Consider the following 18,421-nt stretch of genomic DNA (forward strand, 5'->3'; position numbering starts at 1 on the left):
TGGTGCTCGGCTATGCCGCGTATTGACCGGACGAACTGGAGTCGGCGGTCCGGACACTCGCCGGGTTGCTCGACGCACAGCGTCGGTGGGATGGCCTAGGGTCGGTGGCATGGCGTCGTTCGTACCTCTGGCTGAACGCATCATCGACGCGCTGCTCGCCAGCGACCCCGCTCTGGCGTCGTCGGCCGGCGACCACCGCCACGACGACCGGCTGCCGGACCTGTCGGTCGACGGGGTCGCCGCGACCGCGACGATGCTGCTGGATGCCACCAACGCGCTCGCCGAGGTGGACGCGGACATGCTGTCCACCCAGGAGCGGGTGGACCACACCATCCTGTCGGCCATGGTCGACCGGCGGCTGTTCGAGCTGACCGAGGTGCGCTCCCGGGAGTGGAATCCGCTGGTCTACAACCCGGGGGCGCTACTGCACGGGCTGATCGCCCGCCCGTTCGCGTCGGCCGCGCAGCGGCTGACCAGCCTGGCCGGGCGGCTCGGCGCCGTACCGGACGTGCTGGCCACCGCCCGCGAGACGCTGCGCGGCGTGCCGGCTATCCACGCCGAGACCGCCGCCGGCCAGTTCGCCGGTACCGCCGCGCTGGTTCGCGACCAGGTGCCGGGGCTGCTGGCCGAGGAGCCGGGGCTGCGGGACAAGGTCGAGCCGCTGGCGGCCGAGGCGGCGTTCGCGTTGGACGAGTTCGCCGGCTGGCTTCGCGACAGCCTGGACCGCGACGTCGACCGGCGGGATCCGCGGCTGGGCCGGCGGCTGTGGGAGGCCCAGCTGTGGCACACCCTGGACACCGAGCTGACTGCCGCCGACGTACTGGACCGGGCCTGGGCGAACCTGGAGCGGGTGACCGGTGAGATCCGGGTGGCGGCGGCCGAGCTGACCGGTGGGCCGGCCACCGACGAGACGGTACGCACCGCGCTGGCCCGGTTGGCCGCCGAGCATCCGGACGACTCGTCCATCGTGTCGCTGGCGCAGACCGCGATGCGGGAGACAACCGAGTTCGTCGCCGCTCACGATCTGGTGTCGATGGTGGACGACCGGTGCGTCATTCAGGAGATGCCGGAGTTCGCCCGGGGCGTCGCGGTGGCCTACTGCGACCCGCCGGGGGTGCTGGAGCGGGCCGATGTACCGACGTTCTACTGCATCGCACCGACGCCGGCGGGCTGGCCGGCCGGGCGGGTCGAGTCGTTCTACCGTGAGTACAACGACCACATGGTGCGCAACCTGACCGTGCACGAGGCGATGCCGGGGCACTTCCTGCAGTTGGCGCACGCCCGCCGGTTCCTCGGCACCACCCGGGTGCGGGCGGTCGGCCGGTCCGGGCCGTTCGTCGAAGGCTGGGCGGTGTACGCCGAGGAGATGATGGTCGACGCCGGTTTCGGCGGCCTGCCGGTACGGTTGCAGCAGTTGAAGATGCAGCTGCGGATGACCATCAACGCGATCCTGGACCAGTTGACGCACTGCGCGGAGCTGCCGCAGGCCGAGGCGATGGCGTTGATGACCGGCCGCGGCTTCCAGGAGGAGGGCGAGGCGGCCGGCAAGTGGCGGCGGGCGCTGCTGACCTCCACCCAGCTGTCCACGTACTTCGTGGGCTACGCCGAGGTGGCGCAGGTGGCGACGGCGCGGCCGGCCGGCGTACCGGCGCGGCAGTGGCACGACGCGATGCTGGCGCACGGCTCGCCGCCGCCGCGGCACCTGCCGGCGCTACTGCCGGTCTGACCTGCCGGCGCGCTGGTGTTCGATCAGCCAGCGGGAGATCGAGTACGCCGCCGGCAGTTCGGTCGGCAGATCGTCCAGGGCGAACCAGCGGGCCTCGGCGATTTCCCGGCCGTCGACGACCGGTTCGGCGTCCGGCGCGGCGCGGGCGGTGAAACCGGCGAGCACCACGCCGGGTCCGGACATCGCCCACGGCTGGCTGCCGAAGTAGTCCACCTTGTGCACGTCGAGGCCGACCTCCTCGGCGACCTCGCGGTGCACCGCCTCCTCCAGCGTCTCGCCGGCCTCGACGAAGCCGGCGACCAGGGCCCAGACGGCGGTTGGCCCGTAGGTGTGCCGGACCAGCAGCAACTCGTCACCGTCGGGGCCGGGACTGCGGGTGACCGAGGCCAGCACGGCAGGGGAGAGCTGCATCGGTACGTACAGGTCGCAGCCGGGGCAGCGGCGGGCATGCTCGCCGGGCACCTCGACCAGTTCTGTGGCGCAGGCTCCGCAGAACCGGTGGGTACGCCGCCAGGTGATTACCTGCAGGGCACGTCCGGCGAGCGCGGCGAGTGGCTCACCCAGCTCGCCGGCCATCGCCGGCCAGCTCCGCCAACCGCCGAGCTGGTCGTCGACGGCGGGCAGGCCGGCTGCCCACACCCGGGTGCCGTCCAGACTGCCCAGCGGCACCCACTCGGTGCCGGCCGGTAGATCGGCCACCGACGGTAGTCCGCCGTCGGCTCCGACCAGCAGCCGGCGGCCGGCCACCACCAGACACGGATCGGCCGGGTCGGCGCCCTGGCCCACCCGGGCATCGGGTACGAATCGGCTGGGCGGGGCCGGGTCGGCCACGGACGGCCCGCTACGCCGGGCTGGGTCGACGGTCGACGGACCGGGCTCCGTGGGGGAGCGTGAAGGCGGTCTCGTCGGCAGTGTCACTGTACCGGCTTATCGCGAATTCAACGGTCTGTCCATCGACCACCCCGGTGAAGCTGCCCAGCGCGCCTTCGGTGGTGACACACACGTCGAACCGGGACACCGCCGCCCCCTGCACCTGGCTGACCTGCACACAGGTGGCGTGTCTGCCGGCGATCGTGGTGTCGTTCTGGCTCACCACGGCCGCCGGATCCAGCGCGGTGGCGTTGAGTAGCGTGATCACCACCGGTGGGGTCACCAGGCCGCCGGCGTTGGCGTCGGTGAACAGCTCCGGATCCGGTTGGGCGGAAGGGGGCGGCCCGCTGGTCAGGGTGCAGACCGGCGGGGAGTCGTCGGTGTCACACTCGGTGGTGGTCTCGTCGGTGACGATCAGCTTGCCGCCCGGGTAGACGTACGCGGTACGTTGCGGGGTCTGCGCCTGCACGATGCTGGCACTGGCCCCGCCGACCAGCTGGTACTCGGCCGAGTAGGTCAACGCCCTGGCTCCGTCGAGTCGGGCGGCCAGCTCGTTGACCAGGTCGGCCGGCTGGATGGTCTGGCCGGCGTCGGCGATGGTCTGACAGCCGGCGACCAGCAGCAGCGTGCCGGCGGCGGTGGCCGCTGCGGCGCGGCGGAACCGGTTCTCCGTTGCACGCATGGTGACAGGGTGACCGATCCTGTCCACCCGCCGCAAACCGATTATCATCAATGTCAGTAAATGGGATCGATGCCGGATCCGGGTGGTTCCCGACGTGTACATCCCGCGTTTCGGAAGCCAGCGCCCGCAGCGTCACCGTCGCCCGATACGCTGCCACCGGAACGGTCGGCCGCACCGTCGCGGCCTTGCGGGACTTGATCACGAGGAGCGACACAGTGGCTACCATCGAGGGAATCGTCGCCAGGGAGATTCTCGATTCGCGCGGCAATCCGACCGTCGAGGTCGAAATCGGGCTCGACGACGGCACCATCGCCCGCGCCGCAGTGCCGTCCGGCGCGTCCACCGGAGCCTTCGAGGCGATCGAGCTGCGTGACGGCGACGAGAACCGCTACTCCGGCAAGGGCGTCGAGCAGGCGGTGGCCAACATCGAGGAGCGCATCGTCGACCAGTTGGTCGGTTTCGAGGCGAGCGAGCAGCGGCTGATCGACCAGAAGATGCTGGATCTGGACGGCACCGCGGACAAGTCCGGGCTGGGCGCGAACGCCATTCTCGGCGTTTCCCTGGCGGTCGCGAAGGCCGCCGCGAACAGCGCCGAGCTGAGCCTGTTCCGGTACCTCGGCGGGCCGAACGCCCACCTGTTGCCGGTGCCGATGATGAACATCCTCAACGGTGGCGCGCACGCCGACTCCAACGTCGATGTGCAGGAGTTCATGATCGCCCCGATCGGCGCGCCGACCTTCCGGGAAGCGCTGCGCTGCGGTGCCGAGGTTTACCACAAGCTCAAGTCGGTGCTGAAGAAGAAGGGCCTGGCCACCGGCCTCGGTGACGAAGGTGGCTTCGCTCCGGACCTGCCCACCAACGCCGCCGCGCTGGATCTGATCGCCGAGGCGGTCGGTGCCGCCGGCTACCAGCTCGGCACCGACATAGTGCTGGCGCTCGACGTCGCCGCCACCGAGTTCCACCGCGACGGCGCGTACGTCTTCGAAGGCGCCGGCAAGACCTCCGACGAGATGGTCGCCTACTACACCAAGCTGGTCGGCGAGTACCCGATCGTGTCGATCGAGGACCCGCTGGGCGAGGACGACTGGGCCGGCTGGTCGGCGATGACCGCCGCGCTCGGCGACCGGATCCAGATCGTCGGCGACGATCTGTTCGTCACCAACCCGGAGCGGATCGCCCGGGGCATCGCCGAGCAGGCGGCGAACGCCGTACTGGTCAAGGTCAACCAGATCGGCTCGCTGACCGAGACGTTCGACGCGGTCGAGCTGGCCCACCGCAGCGGATTCCGCTGCATGATGAGCCACCGGTCCGGCGAGACCGAGGACACCACGATCGCCGACCTCGCGGTGGCCACCGGCTGCGGCCAGATCAAGACCGGCGCCCCGGCCCGCTCCGAGCGGGTGGCCAAGTACAACCAGCTGCTGCGGATCGAGGAGGAGCTGGCCGACGCGGCGCGCTACGCCGGGGCCGGCGCGTTCCCGAGGTACCGTTCCGCCTAGCGTCCCGCCGGTTCGACCGGCCCGGTCCTGGTGACCGGGCCCGGTCCGACCGGTTCCGGCGCGCCGGCGGTTCGACCAGCCGCCGGCGCACCGGAACCGGTCCCGTACAGCCAACCGCCCGGGGAGGGGTGTGACGACGGTGCCGCAACGGCGCACACCGAGTGGTCAGGGCCCGGCCCGCCGGCCGGGACAGCCCGGCCGGTCCGGCTCGCGCGGGCCACTGCGACTCGCCGGCCGGGACACCGGTTCCGACAGCGGGTCCCGGGCCGACCAGCGTAACCGGGCGACCCGGTCGGCCGGTGCCGACCGGTCCGCCGCACCCCGATCCGGCGTGCCCCGGTCCGCTGCGGGCCGCACCGGTGACCCGGGTCGCCCGGCCAGCCGCCCGGCCGCTGGTCGCCGGGTGTCCGGCGGCCCGGTCAAGCGGACCACCGCGCCGCAGCCCAACCGGTTCACCGGCCGGGCCACTGTGCTGCTGGTGGTGCTGGTCGCCCTGGCGCTGGCGTACACCTATCCGGTGCGGGTCTACCTGGCCCAGCAGTCCGACATCGCCCGCATCGAGCAGGCCCAGCAGGCTCAGCGCGAGCGGATCGCCGAGCTCAACGCGCAGGCCGAGCGCTGGCAGGACCCGGACTTCATCCGGATCGAAGCGAAGCGCCGGTTCTACATGGTCTATCCGGGCGAGGTCCCGCTGCTGGTGCTGCACGATCCGGACGGTGCCGCCCGCGACTCGGGCGAGCCGGTCGAGCCGGCCGGCGGGCGCGACGGCCCGGCCGGCCCGTGGTACGACACGCTCTGGTCGAGCGTGCAGGCCGCCGACGCGGAGGGCATCTCCCGGTGAGCGAAGCAGCGAATGGAGGCGACGGCACCGTGCCCGACCGGGCCACCCGCGAAGCAGCCGACGAACACGATCTCGCGGCGGTCGCCGCGCAGCTCGGCCGGCCGCCCCGCGGCACCAGGGCGGTCGCCCACCGTTGCCCGTGCCAGCTGCCCGACGTGGTCGAGACGGTGCCCCGGCTCGCCGACGGCACGCCGTTCCCGACCCTGTTCTACCTCACCTGCCCCCGGGCGACCGCGGCCTGCAGCCGGCTCGAATCGGCCGGACTGATGCGCGAGTACGCCGCCGAACTGGCCGAGGATCCGCAGTTCGCCGCCGACTACCGGGCGGCGCACGAGGACTACCTGACCCGGCGGGAGGCGATCGGCCACGTCCCGGAGATCGCCGGAGTGTCGGCCGGCGGCATGCCGGGCCGGGTCAAGTGCCTGCACGTCCACCTGGGTCACGCGCTCGCAGTCGGCCCCGGCGTCAACCCGATCGGCGACCGGGTGCGGGAGCTGATCGGCCCCTGGTGGGCCGGCGGCCCCTGCGTACCGCCGCCGGAGTCGGACTAGGTGACCGGCGTGACGGATCCCGGATTCGATGCCGGGCTGGTCGTCCGCCGGGCCCGGACCCGCGACGTACGGGGTATCCGCCGGCTGATCGACCTGTACAGCCCGGACCGTCGACTGCTCAGCAAAGCCACGGTCACGCTGTTCGAGGACGTGCAGGAGTTCTGGGTCGCCGAACGGCCAGCGGACGGGGCGATCGTCGGCTGCGGCGCGCTGCACGTGATGTGGGAGGACCTGGCGGAGATCCGTACCGTCGCGGTCGACCCGCAGTGCCGGGGCCGGCGGATCGGGCACCGGATCGTGACGGAGCTGCTCGCCGTCGCCCGTCAGCTGGGGGTGGCGCGGGTGTTCGTGCTCACCTTCGAGACCAGGTTCTTCGCCAGCTTCGGCTTCGTCGAGATCGACGGGGCTCCGGTGCCGGCCCAGGTCTACGAGCAACTGCTGCGTTCGTACGACGAAGGCGTCGCCGAGTTCCTCGGGTTGGAGCGGGTCAAACCGAATACGCTCGGCAACTCCCGGATGCTGCTGCACCTGCGGTGACGTGCGACGTACCCGGGCCCGACGGTGTCGGCCGCCGGCCCGGCAGCGGCTGCGCACCCGGTACGGTGTCCGGTGTGGCGACACGGGTGGCGGGCATCGACTGTGGCACCAACGCGGTCCGGTTGCTGATCGCGGACCTGCCGGACCTGCGGCAGCCAGCAGAATCCGGGACCGGCTCGGCCCCGGAAGCCGGCTCGCCGGCTGGGTCGGTCGCCGCGCCGCTGACCGACGTGGTCCGCCGGATGGAGATTGTCCGGCTCGGGGAAGGCGTCGACCGGACCCGCCGGCTCGCCCCGGCGGCCATCGAACGGACCCGGCAGGCTCTCACCGGGTACGCCGCCGAGCTGGCCGAGCACGGTGTCGAGCGGGTTCGGATGTGCGCCACCTCGGCCAGCCGCGACGCCGACAACGCCGACGAGTTCGTGGCAATGGTGCAGGCCACCCTCGGAGTGACCCCGGAGGTGGTGACCGGCGACGAGGAGGCCCGGCTCACCTTTGCCGGGGCGGTCGGTGGGCTGGCGGCCACCGCGCCGGCACCGTATCTGGTGGTGGACATCGGCGGCGGGTCCAGCGAGTTCGTCGTCGGCGCTGACACGGTGCACCGGGCGGTGTCGGTGGACGTCGGCTGCGTACGGATGACCGAGCGGCACCTGCGCGCCGATCCGCCGACCGCCGCCCAGATCGCCGCCGCCGAACGCGACATCGCGGCGGCGGTTGACCAGGCGTTGTCGGTGGTGCTGGGGCCGGACCGGTCCGGCCCGCCGCCGACGCTGGTCGGGCTCGCCGGGTCGGTGACCACGGTGGCCGGGATCGCGCTGCGGCTGGACAGCTACCGGGCGGACAGGCTGCACCACGCCCGGATCAGCTACGACCAGGTGGCCGAGGTGACCGCCGACCTGCTGGCCATGCCGGTCGGGCAGCGGCTGCGGATCCCGGTGATGCACCCGGGCCGGGCCGACGTGATCGCCGCCGGTGCCCTGGTGCTGCGGATCGTGATGGAACGCGCCGACGTGTCGTCGGTGGTGGCCAGTGAGCACGACATCCTGGACGGGATCTGTCTGAGTTTGCGGTGACCAGCAGACGTACCGTAGCTCACCAAGAGGCGTACGCCACCCTCCGCGCGCCTTCCCCGGCCCCACGGCTCGTGTCAGGCTACCCGGACACGTGCCCCACTGCGCGCCAGCCAACGATGACTGACCGACAGGAGGACCCCCATGGGCGAGATGGTGAGCTACCGCAGCAACGGCGGGACCAGCGAGGGATACCTGGCCCTGCCGCCGGCATCCGGGGGTGGCGGCGCGGCGGGCGCCGCACCTGCGGTCATTGTGATCCAGGAATGGTGGGGGCTGGTGCCGCACATCACCACGGTCGCCGACCGGCTCGCCGAGGCGGGGTTCGTGGCCCTCGCCCCTGACCTCTACCACGGCGTACAGGCGACCGAGCCGGATGACGCCCGCCGGCTGCTGATGGGCCTGGCGATGGACCAGGCGGCCAAGGACATCGCGGGCGCCGCCGAGTACCTCGCCGGCCGGGCCGAGTCGGCGGGCGACACCGTAGGTACAGTCGGCTTCTGCGCCGGCGGCAGCCTGGCGCTCTGGTCGGCCACGCTGGCCGGGCGGATCGTCGCCACCGCCGGGTTCTACCCGGCGTTGCCGTGGGAGCGGATGCGTCCCGACTGGGCGGGCTACGCCGGCAAGTCGGCGATGATCCACTGCTCGGAGCAGGACGGCACCTCCGCCGCCGACGGGATCCAGCAGGCCAAGGGCTACATCGAGGCGGCCGGCGGCGGCTGCGTGGTCTACGACTACCCTGGCACTCGGCACGCGTTCTTCAACGACGACCGGCCGGAGTCGTACGACGACGACGCGTCGACGCGTGCCTGGGCGCGGACCCTGGAGATGTTCCGGACCCGACTCGGCTGACGCCGCGGCCGGCCGGTCGCGGTCTCGCGGTACGTCGTCCGCTGGCGACCGACGTCGGAAGGAGCCGTGGTGACCGGTACCGCAGCCGACGTGACCAGCGCAGCCGAGGTGATCAGCGCCAGCGCGGCCGACGTGACCAGCGCGGCGGCGCGGGTGCCGGACCTGCCGACGCTGGACCACGCGATTGCCGGCTGCCGGGCCTGCCCGAACCTGGTCGCCTGGCGGGAAGAGGTCGCCGCGACGAAGCGCGCGGCGTTTCGGGACCAGACCTACTGGGGCCGTCCGGTACCCGGCTTCGGGCCGCCGGACGCCCGGATCGCGATCCTCGGGCTGGCACCGGCGGCGCACGGCGGCAACCGCACCGGCCGGGTCTTCACCGGCGACCGCTCCGGCGACGTGCTGTTCGCCGCACTGCACCGCGCCGGGCTGGCCAACCAGCCGACCAGCGTCGCCGTCGATGACGGTCTGCGGCTGTCGGACACCCGGGTGGTGGCCGCTGTCCGCTGCGCCCCGCCGGCGAACCGCCCCACCCCGGCCGAACGGGACACCTGCGCGCCCTGGCTGCACCGGGAGATCGCCCTGCTGAAACCGACGCTGCGGGTGGTGGTCGCGCTCGGCGCGTTCGCCTGGGCGGCCTGGTGGCCGGCGATGACCGGGGTGTACGGGCGACGACCGCCCACACCCCGGCCGGCGTTCGGCCATGGGGCACACTGGTCGGGCGGCGGGGCGGTGCCCGACGTGCTGGGCTGCTACCACGTCAGCCAGCAGAACACGTTCACCGGACGGCTCACGCCCGCCATGCTCGACGAGGTGTTCACCGAGGTGAATCGCCTGGCGGGGCGGAATTGACCGGGCCGAGACGACCACTGGAGGACCCGAGGGGGCACCCGCCGGCAATGGATTCCGCGGCTATCCGCAGGCTGTGGCCACTCGCCGCCGTCGCCGTACTGCTCGCGCTGACCGCGGTCGCGGCGGCGAACTCCACCCTGCCGGTCGGTCGCACCGACGCCGCCGTGGAACGGGACCTACCCGCGCTGCCGGACTACCAGCAGCCGCAGACGGCACCGACGTACCAGCCGCCGCCGGACGACTTCGCCGCCGCCGACCAGCAGCAGCTTCCATCCTGGATCCCGCTGCTCGCCGGGGCGCTGTGCGGCCTCGCCGTGCTGGTCGTCGCCGGTCTGCTGCTGTGGACCCTGCTGCGCGACGTGGTGCGCCGCCGACCCCGGTCGACCCCGGTCGGTATCCGGCGGCGGAGCACGTCACCGCCCGGCCCGGCCAGCACGGCCGAAGTGGTCGCCGCCGTCGACGCCGGTCTGGTCGAGCTCTCCGCTGCCGACGCCGACCCGCGCCGGGCGGTGATCGCCTGCTGGGTACGCCTGGAGCAGGCCGCCGCCGCGGCCGGCACGCCGCGCCAGATTGGTGACACCCCGACCGATCTGGTCACCCGGCTGCTCGCCGGGCACGAGATCAGCGCCGAGGTGCTGTCGGCGTTCGCGGGCGTCTACCGGGAGGCCCGCTACGCCCGGCACGACGTCGACGAACGGACCCGGGAGCAGGCGCGGTGGGCGCTGCGCCGGCTGCGTACCGAGCTGACCGCCGCGGTCGGCCCCGGCGAAGGCGGGCCGGCTGGTGAGTGACCCGCAGACCAGCATCGACGACCTGCTCTACCACGACGAGGAGGCACCGCCCCGCGAGCGTCGCGCACCCGGCCGGGTCCGGTCCTGGCTGACCGCACTGCTGCTGGCCGCCGCCGGCACTGCGGCCGTGCTGCTCGGGCTGCGGCTGTTCGGCCTGACGGTGCCGGTCGAGGCGGTCTTCGCCGGCTGCCTCGCGTTGGTGGTGCTGCGCCGCACCGTACGGTCGGTCGCCGCCCCGCCCCCGGTCAAGCTGCGCCGGGTCGGCTCCGACCCGGAGGACGGCAACTACGTTTTCGGCAGCGAGGACGGCCTGCGGGAGGCGGTCGGCCGGTGGGAACGCCGGCTGCGGGCCGGTCAGGGCGACGCGGGCCGGTTCGCCGAGGTGACCCTGCCGGTGCTCGGTGAGCTGGTCGACGAGCGGCTACGGCACCGGTACGGGCTGACCCGGGCCACCGACCCACAACGGGCCCGGGAGATCTGCGGGGACGAACTGTGGAACTTCCTGAACACCCCGGCCCGGCGTAAGCCGTCGGCAAAGGACTGCGCGGTGTTCGTCAGCCAATTGGAGAAAATATGAACGACGTGGTGGCAGCCCCGACCACCGAGGTCAGCCGGCTCGCGCACGCCGTACTGGACTCGGTCGGCACCGTGCTGGTCGGCAAGCGGGACGCGCTGGAGCTGGTCCTCGCCGGCATCCTCGCCGGTGGGCACGTGCTGCTGGAGGACCTCCCCGGGCTGGGTAAGACGTTGACCGCCCGGTCGTTCGCCCAGGCGTTGGGGCTGGACTTCCGTCGGCTGCAGTTCACCCCCGACCTGCTGCCGGCCGACGTCACCGGTTCGTTCCTCTACGACCAGCGCAGCGCTGACTTCACCTTCCGGGCCGGTCCTCTGTTCACCAATCTGCTGCTCGCCGACGAGATCAACCGGACACCGCCGAAGACCCAGTCGGCGCTGCTGGAGGCGATGCAGGAGAAGCAGGTGTCGGTCGAGGGGGTCACCTACCGGCTGGAGGCGCCGTTCCACGTGCTGGCCACCGCCAACCCGATCGAGTACGAGGGGACCTACCCGCTTCCCGAGGCGCAGCTGGACCGGTTCCTGCTGCGGGTGTCGTTCGGCTACCCCAGCCACGAGGAGGAGTGGGAGGTACTGCGTCGGCGCATCTCCCGCCGCCAGGAGGAGACCGAGCTGGCCGCCGTGGTCGACGCCGCCGGGCTGCGCGCCATGCAGGCGGCGCTGGAGAACGTGGTGGTCGAGGACTCCATCGGCCGGTACATCGTGGCCCTCACCGCGGCCACCCGGGAACACCCGTCGGTCCTGGTCGGAGCGTCGCCCCGGGGTTCGCTGGCGCTGCTGCTGCTGGCCCGGGCCAAGGCGGTGCTGGCCGGCCGGGACTTCGTCGTGCCGGAGGACGTCAAGGAGGTGGCCGCCCCCGTACTGGCACACCGGATCACCCTGCGGCCGGAGATGTGGCTGCGTCGGGTGGATCCGTCGTTCGTGGTCGGCGAGGTACTGGCGCAGACCCCGGCCCCGGCCAGCGGCGCTCTGCCCAGTTACGGCGGCGGGTACGGTCCACCGGGCAACGCGGCGGCCGGCCGCCGCGCGGCGCCGTGACCGGCGGCGGCGTGTCATGACCGCCACGCAATGGCAGCCGACCCGGGCGCTGGGCCGGGCGGTGTTGATCACCGGGCTGCTGCTGATCACCGGAGTGATCCTCGGCCGGGTCGACCTGGTCGCGCTGGCCACCCCGTTCGCGCTGGGCACCGCGTACGCGCTGCGCCGCCGACCGGCCGCCGCGCCGGTGCTGGACCTCGGGGCGGTTGACGCCAACCTCGTCGAGGGCGGCCAGATCGGTGCACGGGCCGCCGCGGCCAACCCGGCCGACGCCGACTACGACCTGGTGGTGGTACGCGCGTTGGTGTCGCCGTGGCTGCGCATCGACGAGGTCGGGGTGCTGGCGCCGATCTCGATCGACCCGTCACCCGGCGGCGGCCAGCTGCTGGTACTCGAACGGTTGGCGGCGGCGGCCCGACCCCGCCCCAGTGGTGGGGTGCCGGACCGTCCGTTCGGTCTGGCGGTGCCGACCGGCTCGGCGGCCGGCTTCGAGCTGACCGGGGTGGCGCTGCGCTGGGGCCGCCAGCCGGTCGGGCCGGTCGCCGCGCGGGCGATCGCCTGCGACGGGCTGCTGTCCTGCCGGCCGGTGGTCGCCGAACCGGTCCGGGTGCCGGTCTACCCGGTGATCGACCCGTTCAACGCCGACGAGGCGATGCCCCGCGCCGCCGGGCTGGTCGGTGGGCACCGGTCCCGCCGGCCGGGGGAAGGCGGCGAACTGGCCGGGGTGCGCATCTTCGGCCCCGGCGACCGGCTGCGCCGGATCGACTGGCGGGTGTCGCTGCGGGCCCGGCAGCTGCACGTCGCCGCGACCCTGTCCGACCGCGACGCCGAGGTGGTGCTGCTGCTCGACGTCCTCACCGAGGTCGGCCGCTCCGGTGGGGTGTCCGGCGGTGCGTCGGTGCTGGACACCACGGTCCGGGCGGCGGCCGCGATCGCCGAACACTACCTGCACCGCGGTGACCGGGTGTCGATGCTGGAGTACGGGCCGACGGCCCGCCGGCTGCGTCCGGCCACCGGCCGTCGGCAGTACCTGACGGTCCTGGAGTGGCTGCTCGAGGTCGAGGTGCGGCCCACCCCGTACGAACCGTACGACCAGGTCTTCGGCCCGCAGCTGCTCTCCTCGGACGCGCTGGTCGTGGTGCTGACCCCCCTGGTGGACCCGCGGTCGGCGGAGATGCTGGCCCGGATGGCCCGGTCGGGGCGGATCGTCGTCGCCGTCGACACCCTGCCCACCACGGTGGCGCCGCCGCCCCGGCAGGGTCAGTGGACCGAGGTGGCGTACCGGCTGTGGCGGCTGGACCGGGAGAACACCGTCGGGCAGCTGCGCGAACACGGCGTACCGGTGGTGACCTGGGCCGGGGCCGGCAGTCTCGACCAGGTGCTGCGGGACGTGGCCCGGCTGGCGTCGGCGCCCAAGGCGGTGCTGCGATGATCACCGCGATCCGGGACCGGGTGGTGGCGGTGCGCACCGGTTTCACCCGGGTCACCCTCGCGCCGGTGCTGCTACGGGGCCTGGTAGCGGTCACCGCGCTGCTCGCCTTCGGGCTCGCGTACCCGGCCGAGGTCTTCCTCGGCCGGGCCGGCCCGGTGCTGCTCGCCGTCGCGCTGCTGCCGGCGTTGGCGCCGCGCGGGCACGCGCCGACGGTGACGATCCTGGTCGGGGTCGGCGGCTGGGTGCTCGCCACCACCGGGTACGGGATCCCGGTGCAGCTGTGGCGGCTGCTGGCGGTCGGCGCGCTGCTGTATCTGACCCACAGTCTCGCCGCGCTGGCCGCCGCCGTGCCGTATGACGTGGTGCTGGCCCCCGAGGTCGCGGTGCGCTGGTCGACCCGGGTGGCGGCGGTGCTGCTCGCCTCGGCGGTGCTGGTGGTGCTGCTGATCACCGCCGCCGGCCGGACCGCCGGTCAGCCGTTCCTGCTCGCGGTGCTGGCCGGGCTGGTGGTGGCGGTCGGCGCCGTCGCCCTGCTCGCCACCCTGGGCCGACGCCGCTGACCTGCCGGCGTGCGGCGGCTCACACGGGCGTGCTCGGTCACATATCTGGCCTTCGAGGCGGCGTCAAGAGGCAACCGGGAGGAAGATGGGGTACGTGAACAGGCAACGGATCCTTGTCGTCGGTGCCGGGCATGTCGGTCTCTACGCTGCCCTGCGCCTGTCCCGCAAGATGCGCCGGGGCGAGGTCGAGGTGATCGTGGTCGACCCGCAGCCGCACATGACCTACCAGCCGTTCCTGCCGGAGGCGGCGGCCGGCAACATCTCACCCCGGCACTCCGTCGTGCCGTTGCGCCGGGAACTGCGCCGCTGCCATGTGATCGCCGGAGCGGTGACCAGGATCGAACACGCCCGCAAGGTCGCCGAGGTGCAACCCATCGTCGGGCCGCCCCGGGAGATCGGCTACGACCATGTGATCGTCGCCCCCGGTTCGGTGTCCCGCACCCTGCCGATTCCCGGCCTGCGGGAGCACGGCATCGGGTTCAAGACCATCGGTGAGGCGATCTACCTGCGTAACCACGTCCTGGAGCGGCTCGACGTGGCGGCGGCGACCGCCGACGAACAGGTTCGCCGGACCGCGTTGACGTTCGTCTTCGTCGGCGGCGGCTACGCCGGCATCGAGGCGCTGGCCGAGATGGAGGACATGGCCCGGGACGCGCTGCGCTACTACCCCGAGCTGAAGCCGACGGACATGCGCTGGGTGCTGGTCGAGGCGACCCAGCGGGTGCTGCCCGAGGTCGACCGGGACATGGGCGCCTACACGGTGCAGCAGCTGGTCAAGCGGGGGATGGACATCCGGTTGGACACCCGGCTGGAGTCCTGCGTCGACGGGCTGGTGCGGCTCTCCGACGGCGACAGCTTCCCGGCCGACACGATCGTCTGGACGGCCGGGGTGAAGCCGTCGCCGATGCTCGACGCCACCGATCTGCCCCGCGACGAGCGGCGGCGGATCAGTTGCCGGCCGACGCTGCAGGTCGTCGACGGCGACCGGACGGTCGACGGAGCGTGGAGCGCCGGTGACTGTGCCGCGGTGCCGGACCTGACCGGCCCGCCCGGGGCGTACTGCTCGCCGAGCGCCCAGCACGCGGTGCGCCAGGCCCGGACGATGGCCGACAACATCCTGGCGGTGGTCCGCGGTCAGCAGCCGGTCGAGTACCGGCACAAGCACGCCGGCAGCGTGGCCAGCCTCGGCCTGCACAAGGGCGTCGCCCAGGTGTACGGGATCAAGATGACCGGGCTGCCGGCCTGGTTCATGCACCGTACGTACCACATGAGCCGGATCCCGTCGCTGAACCGTAAGGTGCGGGTGATCGTCGACTGGACACTCGCGCTGGTGCTCAAGCGTGAGGTGGTGGCGCTCGGGCAACTGCACGACCCGCGTGAGGAGTTCCTCGGGGCGACCCCGCAACTCGACCAGCCGGGTGCCGCGCCAGCCCGGGTCAGCTGACCGGCCAGGTCCAGGCGTCGGCTACCCGTTGGCCCGGCCCGAGCAGGTCCTCGGTGGTCTGCCGCAGCTCGGCGGCGTGCGTGGTGCCGTCCATCAGCACCACGCAGTCGGCGCCCCAGCGGGTCAGGTCACGACGGGCCCGGGCGCGTTCCTCGTCGGTGATTTCCGGCACCTCGCCGGTCCGGGCCACCTCGGCGAGGATCTTCGACGTCGGCAGTTTGAACGTGCCCATTGAGGCGTCGCCACCCGGGGCGTACGGGCCGATGAAGAACCCTTCCGGCATGCCGAAGGCGACCGTGGTCGCGGTGGCCCAGGCCATCGGCCACGGCTGCGGCGGGGTGGCGGGCGGCACCGGCACCAGCACGCCGCCGGACGGTACGCAGGTGCGCCAGTGGCCGCCGACGATGAACTCCGGCAGCGGGTCGCGGTCCATCGCCGGCAGCGGGGCCGGCGCGACCGGGAGCAGCGCCACCGCGACGACGGCCGGGCCAGCCAGCCGGGCCGGTCGCCAGGCGAGCCGCAACGCCCGGTCGACGGCGAGGGTCAGGATGACGGCGATCAACGGGATCACCGCGAGAGCGAACCGCATCGGCAGCGCGCCGTCCACCACCGGCATCCCGTCCAGCAGGGCGTACGGCCCCGGGACGTCAGTCCTGGTTCCCTCCACGACGATCCGCGGGCCGAGCGAGAGCCCCGCCATCAGCAGCGTCCCGGCGGCGCAGGCGATGACCACCGGTCGCCGGATCAACCAGGCGGTGGCGGCGACCGTGACCAGCACCAGCGGCCAGCCGAGGAAGGTGTTGTACTCGGCCGGTCCGGTGGTCAGCTCGGCGGCGGCCGCCGAACCGGCCACCGACAGCTCGGACACCGCCGGCCAGCTGGCCAGGTCGGCCGAGAAGTACGCCGGGTCGAAGACGCCGTCGGAGACGCCCTGCGGTCCGGCGAACTGGAACCACAGCGGATAGCCGAGCAGCACCACGCCGACGGCCACGGCGACCAGCATCCCGGCGACGAAGTTCGGCAGGATCCGCCACACGTACCGGGGTCTGGTCGCGGCGAACGCCGCCGCCATGATGATCAGCGTGACGGCGGTGAGGAAGAGTACTTCCTCGCCGACGAACACCTGGACCGCGACGACCACTCCGAGCCAACCGCCGGAGGCGACGACCCGGCGGCGGTCGGGTCGGCCGGCCGGCCCGAGGATCCGCCCGTCGGGTGTCGAGCCGGTCGGATCGGCGGCCCGCATGATCCGGATCAGCAGCCACACCATGACCGGGATCAGCCACAGCGCGGTCATGTGCAGGTGGCTGTTGCTCTGCGAGACCATACCGGGGGCGAACCCGCAGAACGCTCCGCCGGTCGCCGCGGCCAGCCGGTGCGCGCCGAGGGGCCGGGCGAACAAAAAGTAGAACGCGATCGCGCTGGCGGCCAGGTTGCCGGCGACCAGCAGCGCGAAGCTCACCGGGGCACCGAAGAGCACCGTGACCGGGGCCATCAGGAAGCCGAGCGCGATGACCGTCGTGTTGGCCATCAGGTTCACCCCGTCGGGGGCGTTCAGCCGGTCGCTGAGCAGGCCGAAGTCGCCGAACAGCAGCCGCGCGTCGCTGGCCAGGAACCACTCGTACAGGGTCTGGTCCTCCGGGTTGAACGCCAGCAGGTGGGCACCGGGTGCGGGCCAGAGCCGGTGGGTCAGCAGGCCGGCGAACAGGACGAAGAGCAGGCAGATCATGGCGTCCACCCGGTGTCCACGGGCCGCTGCGGCGATTCGGGACCACCGGGAGTCGGCCGCCGAGGGTCCGCCGGGCCGGGGCGGGACGGGGCCGGTGTCCTGCGCTGCGGTTGCTGAGCGGCTCACGGTTCGCACCCTAGTGCCGTCGACCGGCCGGGCTGCGTCCGGCTGGGCGCGACCCGCTACCGTGACATCTGCCGTCGCGTACCAGCGCGCGGCGTGTCGGCGATCGGGTCCGACCGGGCGCACCCCGGCCGACCCGCCGGCCCGGGTGGTGGAATGGCAGACACGGCTGCCTTAAAAGCGGCTGCTGAAAAGCGTGCGGGTTCGATTCCCGCCCCGGGTACTCGGCGTCACCTGGTGCCGTCCGAGCCCGGCCCGTTGGTCGGAGCCCGCCCGGTTCCACCGGTCAGAGCCCGCCTTCGGCCGGCGGTACTGCACGGTGTCGATCGAGCCGTCTACCCTTGACCTCACACCATCGTGTGACAACCCCCTGAGGGAGGCTGGACAGTGAAGACATCCAACCCGGTCCTGGCCCGGCTCGGCCAGGCGGCCGAGCGGGAGCGGGCCACCGGGTACGCCCCCGCCGGTCCCTACGGGCAGCCCGGCACCGGGCAGCCATATCCGACGCAGGCCGGTCACCCGGCCGCGCCACCCACCGTCGCGCCGATGACGGTCGACGACGTCGTCGTCAAGACAGTCACCCTGCTCGGCATCACCGGGCTGTCGGCGGCGGCGGCCTGGATCCTGGTCCCCGACTCGCTGCTGTTCGGCGCCTGGATCGGCGCCGCGATCGTCGGTCTGGTGCTGGGGCTGGTCATCTCGTTCTCCCGGGTCGCGAACCCGGCGCTGGTGGTCACCTACGCCGTCGTCGAAGGTGTCTTCGTCGGTCTGGTCAGCAAGTTCTTCGAGGTGATCGCCGGCTACCAGGGCATCGTCCTGCAGGCGGTGGTAGCCACCTTCGGTGTCTTCTTCCTGATGGCCGCCCTCTACAAGATGAAGGTCATCCGGGCCACCCCGAAGTTCACCCGTGGCCTGATCGCCGCGATGGTCGGCGTCTTCGCGGTCATGATGATCAACCTGGTGTTGTCGCTCTTCGGCGTCGACACCGGGCTGCGTAGCGGCGGTCCGGTCGCCATCATCTTCAGCCTCATCTGCATCGTGGTCGCCTCGCTGAGCTTCGTGTTGAGCTTCCACGAGGTCGAGGAGGGCGTCCGGCTCGGCCTGCCGCAGCGCTACTCCTGGACCGCTGCGTTCGGCATCCTGGTCAGCCTGATCTGGCTCTACATCGAGATCCTGCGCCTGCTCAGCTTCTTGCAGGGCGACGACTGACCGTCCATCAGCGCCGCGCCGCGCCGCGCCGTACTGTCGGCGCGG

18 protein-coding genes and 1 tRNA gene are annotated in these 18,421 nt (G+C 72.7%); 16 read left to right on the top strand and 3 right to left on the bottom strand.

Annotation, left to right across the window (positions count from 1 at the left end):
• Positions 1-109: 109 nt before the first annotated feature.
• Positions 110-1,726, top strand: a complete 1,617-nt coding sequence (locus O7543_RS24115; protein ID WP_281567261.1) for a DUF885 domain-containing protein — start codon at positions 110-112, stop codon at positions 1,724-1,726.
• Here the strand turns inward: O7543_RS24115 and nudC are convergent.
• Both nudC and O7543_RS24125 read right to left on the bottom strand, forming a co-directional pair.
• Positions 1,712-2,557 carry an NAD(+) diphosphatase gene (gene nudC, locus O7543_RS24120; RefSeq protein WP_281567262.1) on the bottom strand — a complete coding sequence of 282 codons (846 nt, stop codon included), beginning with the start codon at positions 2,555-2,557 and terminating at the stop codon, positions 1,712-1,714. The genes O7543_RS24115 and nudC overlap by 15 nt on opposite strands.
• A gap of 10 nt (positions 2,558-2,567) precedes the next feature.
• Entirely contained in the window at positions 2,568-3,278 is a 711-nt protein-coding gene (locus O7543_RS24125) for a hypothetical protein (protein WP_281551781.1), read from the bottom strand.
• 215 nt (positions 3,279-3,493) lie between these two features.
• Between O7543_RS24125 and eno the strand changes: the two genes are divergently transcribed.
• From eno to O7543_RS24190, 13 genes are all read left to right on the top strand, one after another.
• The gene (eno, locus tag O7543_RS24130) at positions 3,494-4,777 is read left to right on the top strand and encodes a phosphopyruvate hydratase (protein WP_281551780.1); all 1,284 of its coding nucleotides are present in this window, start codon (positions 3,494-3,496) and stop codon (positions 4,775-4,777) included.
• A gap of 139 nt (positions 4,778-4,916) precedes the next feature.
• Complete coding sequence (locus O7543_RS24135; RefSeq protein ID WP_281555716.1) at positions 4,917-5,618, top strand: septum formation initiator family protein; 702 nt, start codon at positions 4,917-4,919, stop codon at positions 5,616-5,618.
• 29 nt (positions 5,619-5,647) lie between these two features.
• Positions 5,648-6,169 (top strand): DUF501 domain-containing protein, encoded by a 522-nt coding sequence (locus O7543_RS24140; protein ID WP_281555715.1) that lies wholly within the window; start codon positions 5,648-5,650, stop codon positions 6,167-6,169.
• Positions 6,170-6,178: 9 nt separating this feature from the next.
• Positions 6,179-6,706, top strand: coding sequence for an amino-acid N-acetyltransferase (locus O7543_RS24145; RefSeq protein ID WP_281551779.1), 528 nt, complete (start codon positions 6,179-6,181; stop codon positions 6,704-6,706).
• Positions 6,707-6,792: 86 nt separating this feature from the next.
• Positions 6,793-7,779 (top strand): Ppx/GppA phosphatase family protein, encoded by a 987-nt coding sequence (locus tag O7543_RS24150; RefSeq protein WP_281555714.1) that lies wholly within the window; start codon positions 6,793-6,795, stop codon positions 7,777-7,779.
• 141 nt (positions 7,780-7,920) lie between these two features.
• The gene (locus O7543_RS24155; protein ID WP_281551778.1) at positions 7,921-8,628 is read left to right on the top strand and encodes a dienelactone hydrolase family protein; all 708 of its coding nucleotides are present in this window, start codon (positions 7,921-7,923) and stop codon (positions 8,626-8,628) included.
• A 111-nt stretch (positions 8,629-8,739) separates the two neighbouring features.
• Positions 8,740-9,477 (top strand): uracil-DNA glycosylase, encoded by a 738-nt coding sequence (locus tag O7543_RS24160; protein ID WP_281567507.1) that lies wholly within the window; start codon positions 8,740-8,742, stop codon positions 9,475-9,477.
• 47 nt (positions 9,478-9,524) lie between these two features.
• Positions 9,525-10,268 carry a DUF4129 domain-containing protein gene (locus O7543_RS24165; protein ID WP_281551777.1) on the top strand — a complete coding sequence of 248 codons (744 nt, stop codon included), beginning with the start codon at positions 9,525-9,527 and terminating at the stop codon, positions 10,266-10,268.
• Entirely contained in the window at positions 10,261-10,845 is a 585-nt protein-coding gene (locus O7543_RS24170; protein WP_281551776.1) for a hypothetical protein, read from the top strand. The genes O7543_RS24165 and O7543_RS24170 overlap by 8 nt, the downstream gene beginning before the upstream one ends.
• Entirely contained in the window at positions 10,842-11,879 is a 1,038-nt protein-coding gene (locus tag O7543_RS24175; RefSeq protein WP_281551775.1) for a MoxR family ATPase, read from the top strand. Before O7543_RS24170 ends, O7543_RS24175 begins: the two co-directional genes overlap by 4 nt.
• A 16-nt stretch (positions 11,880-11,895) precedes the next feature.
• Positions 11,896-13,311, top strand: coding sequence for a DUF58 domain-containing protein (locus O7543_RS24180; protein WP_281551774.1), 1,416 nt, complete (start codon positions 11,896-11,898; stop codon positions 13,309-13,311).
• Complete coding sequence (locus O7543_RS24185; RefSeq protein WP_281551773.1) at positions 13,308-13,871, top strand: hypothetical protein; 564 nt, start codon at positions 13,308-13,310, stop codon at positions 13,869-13,871. Before O7543_RS24180 ends, O7543_RS24185 begins: the two co-directional genes overlap by 4 nt.
• A 94-nt stretch (positions 13,872-13,965) precedes the next feature.
• Complete coding sequence (locus O7543_RS24190; RefSeq protein WP_281551772.1) at positions 13,966-15,315, top strand: NAD(P)/FAD-dependent oxidoreductase; 1,350 nt, start codon at positions 13,966-13,968, stop codon at positions 15,313-15,315.
• Here O7543_RS24190 and O7543_RS24195 read toward each other — a convergent pair.
• Positions 15,308-17,170 carry a hypothetical protein gene (locus O7543_RS24195; RefSeq protein ID WP_281551771.1) on the bottom strand — a complete coding sequence of 621 codons (1,863 nt, stop codon included), beginning with the start codon at positions 17,168-17,170 and terminating at the stop codon, positions 15,308-15,310. The two genes, O7543_RS24190 and O7543_RS24195, sit on opposite strands and share 8 nt — an antisense overlap.
• A 139-nt stretch (positions 17,171-17,309) precedes the next feature.
• On the opposite strand from O7543_RS24195, the gene O7543_RS24200 reads away from it, so the two are divergent.
• Both O7543_RS24200 and O7543_RS24205 read left to right on the top strand, forming a co-directional pair.
• Positions 17,310-17,390, top strand: a tRNA-Leu gene (locus O7543_RS24200).
• Between the two features lie 164 nt (positions 17,391-17,554).
• Complete coding sequence (locus O7543_RS24205) at positions 17,555-18,376, top strand: Bax inhibitor-1/YccA family protein (protein WP_281551770.1); 822 nt, start codon at positions 17,555-17,557, stop codon at positions 18,374-18,376.
• The last annotated feature ends 45 nt before the right edge of the window (positions 18,377-18,421 follow it).

The organism is Solwaraspora sp. WMMA2080 (assembly GCF_027497395.1).
GTDB lineage: Bacteria > Actinomycetota > Actinomycetes > Mycobacteriales > Micromonosporaceae > Micromonospora_E.

Coding starts and splice junctions, on each gene's coding strand:
- O7543_RS24115 (WP_281567261.1), top strand. CDS start 110: ATGGCGTCGTTCGTACCTCTGGCTGAACGCATCATCGACGCGCTGCTC.
- O7543_RS24125 (WP_281551781.1), bottom strand. CDS start 3,278: ATGCGTGCAACGGAGAACCGGTTCCGCCGCGCCGCAGCGGCCACCGCC.
- O7543_RS24155 (WP_281551778.1), top strand. CDS start 7,921: ATGGGCGAGATGGTGAGCTACCGCAGCAACGGCGGGACCAGCGAGGGA.
- O7543_RS24165 (WP_281551777.1), top strand. CDS start 9,525: ATGGATTCCGCGGCTATCCGCAGGCTGTGGCCACTCGCCGCCGTCGCC.
- O7543_RS24175 (WP_281551775.1), top strand. CDS start 10,842: ATGAACGACGTGGTGGCAGCCCCGACCACCGAGGTCAGCCGGCTCGCG.
- O7543_RS24180 (WP_281551774.1), top strand. CDS start 11,896: ATGACCGCCACGCAATGGCAGCCGACCCGGGCGCTGGGCCGGGCGGTG.
- O7543_RS24185 (WP_281551773.1), top strand. CDS start 13,308: ATGATCACCGCGATCCGGGACCGGGTGGTGGCGGTGCGCACCGGTTTC.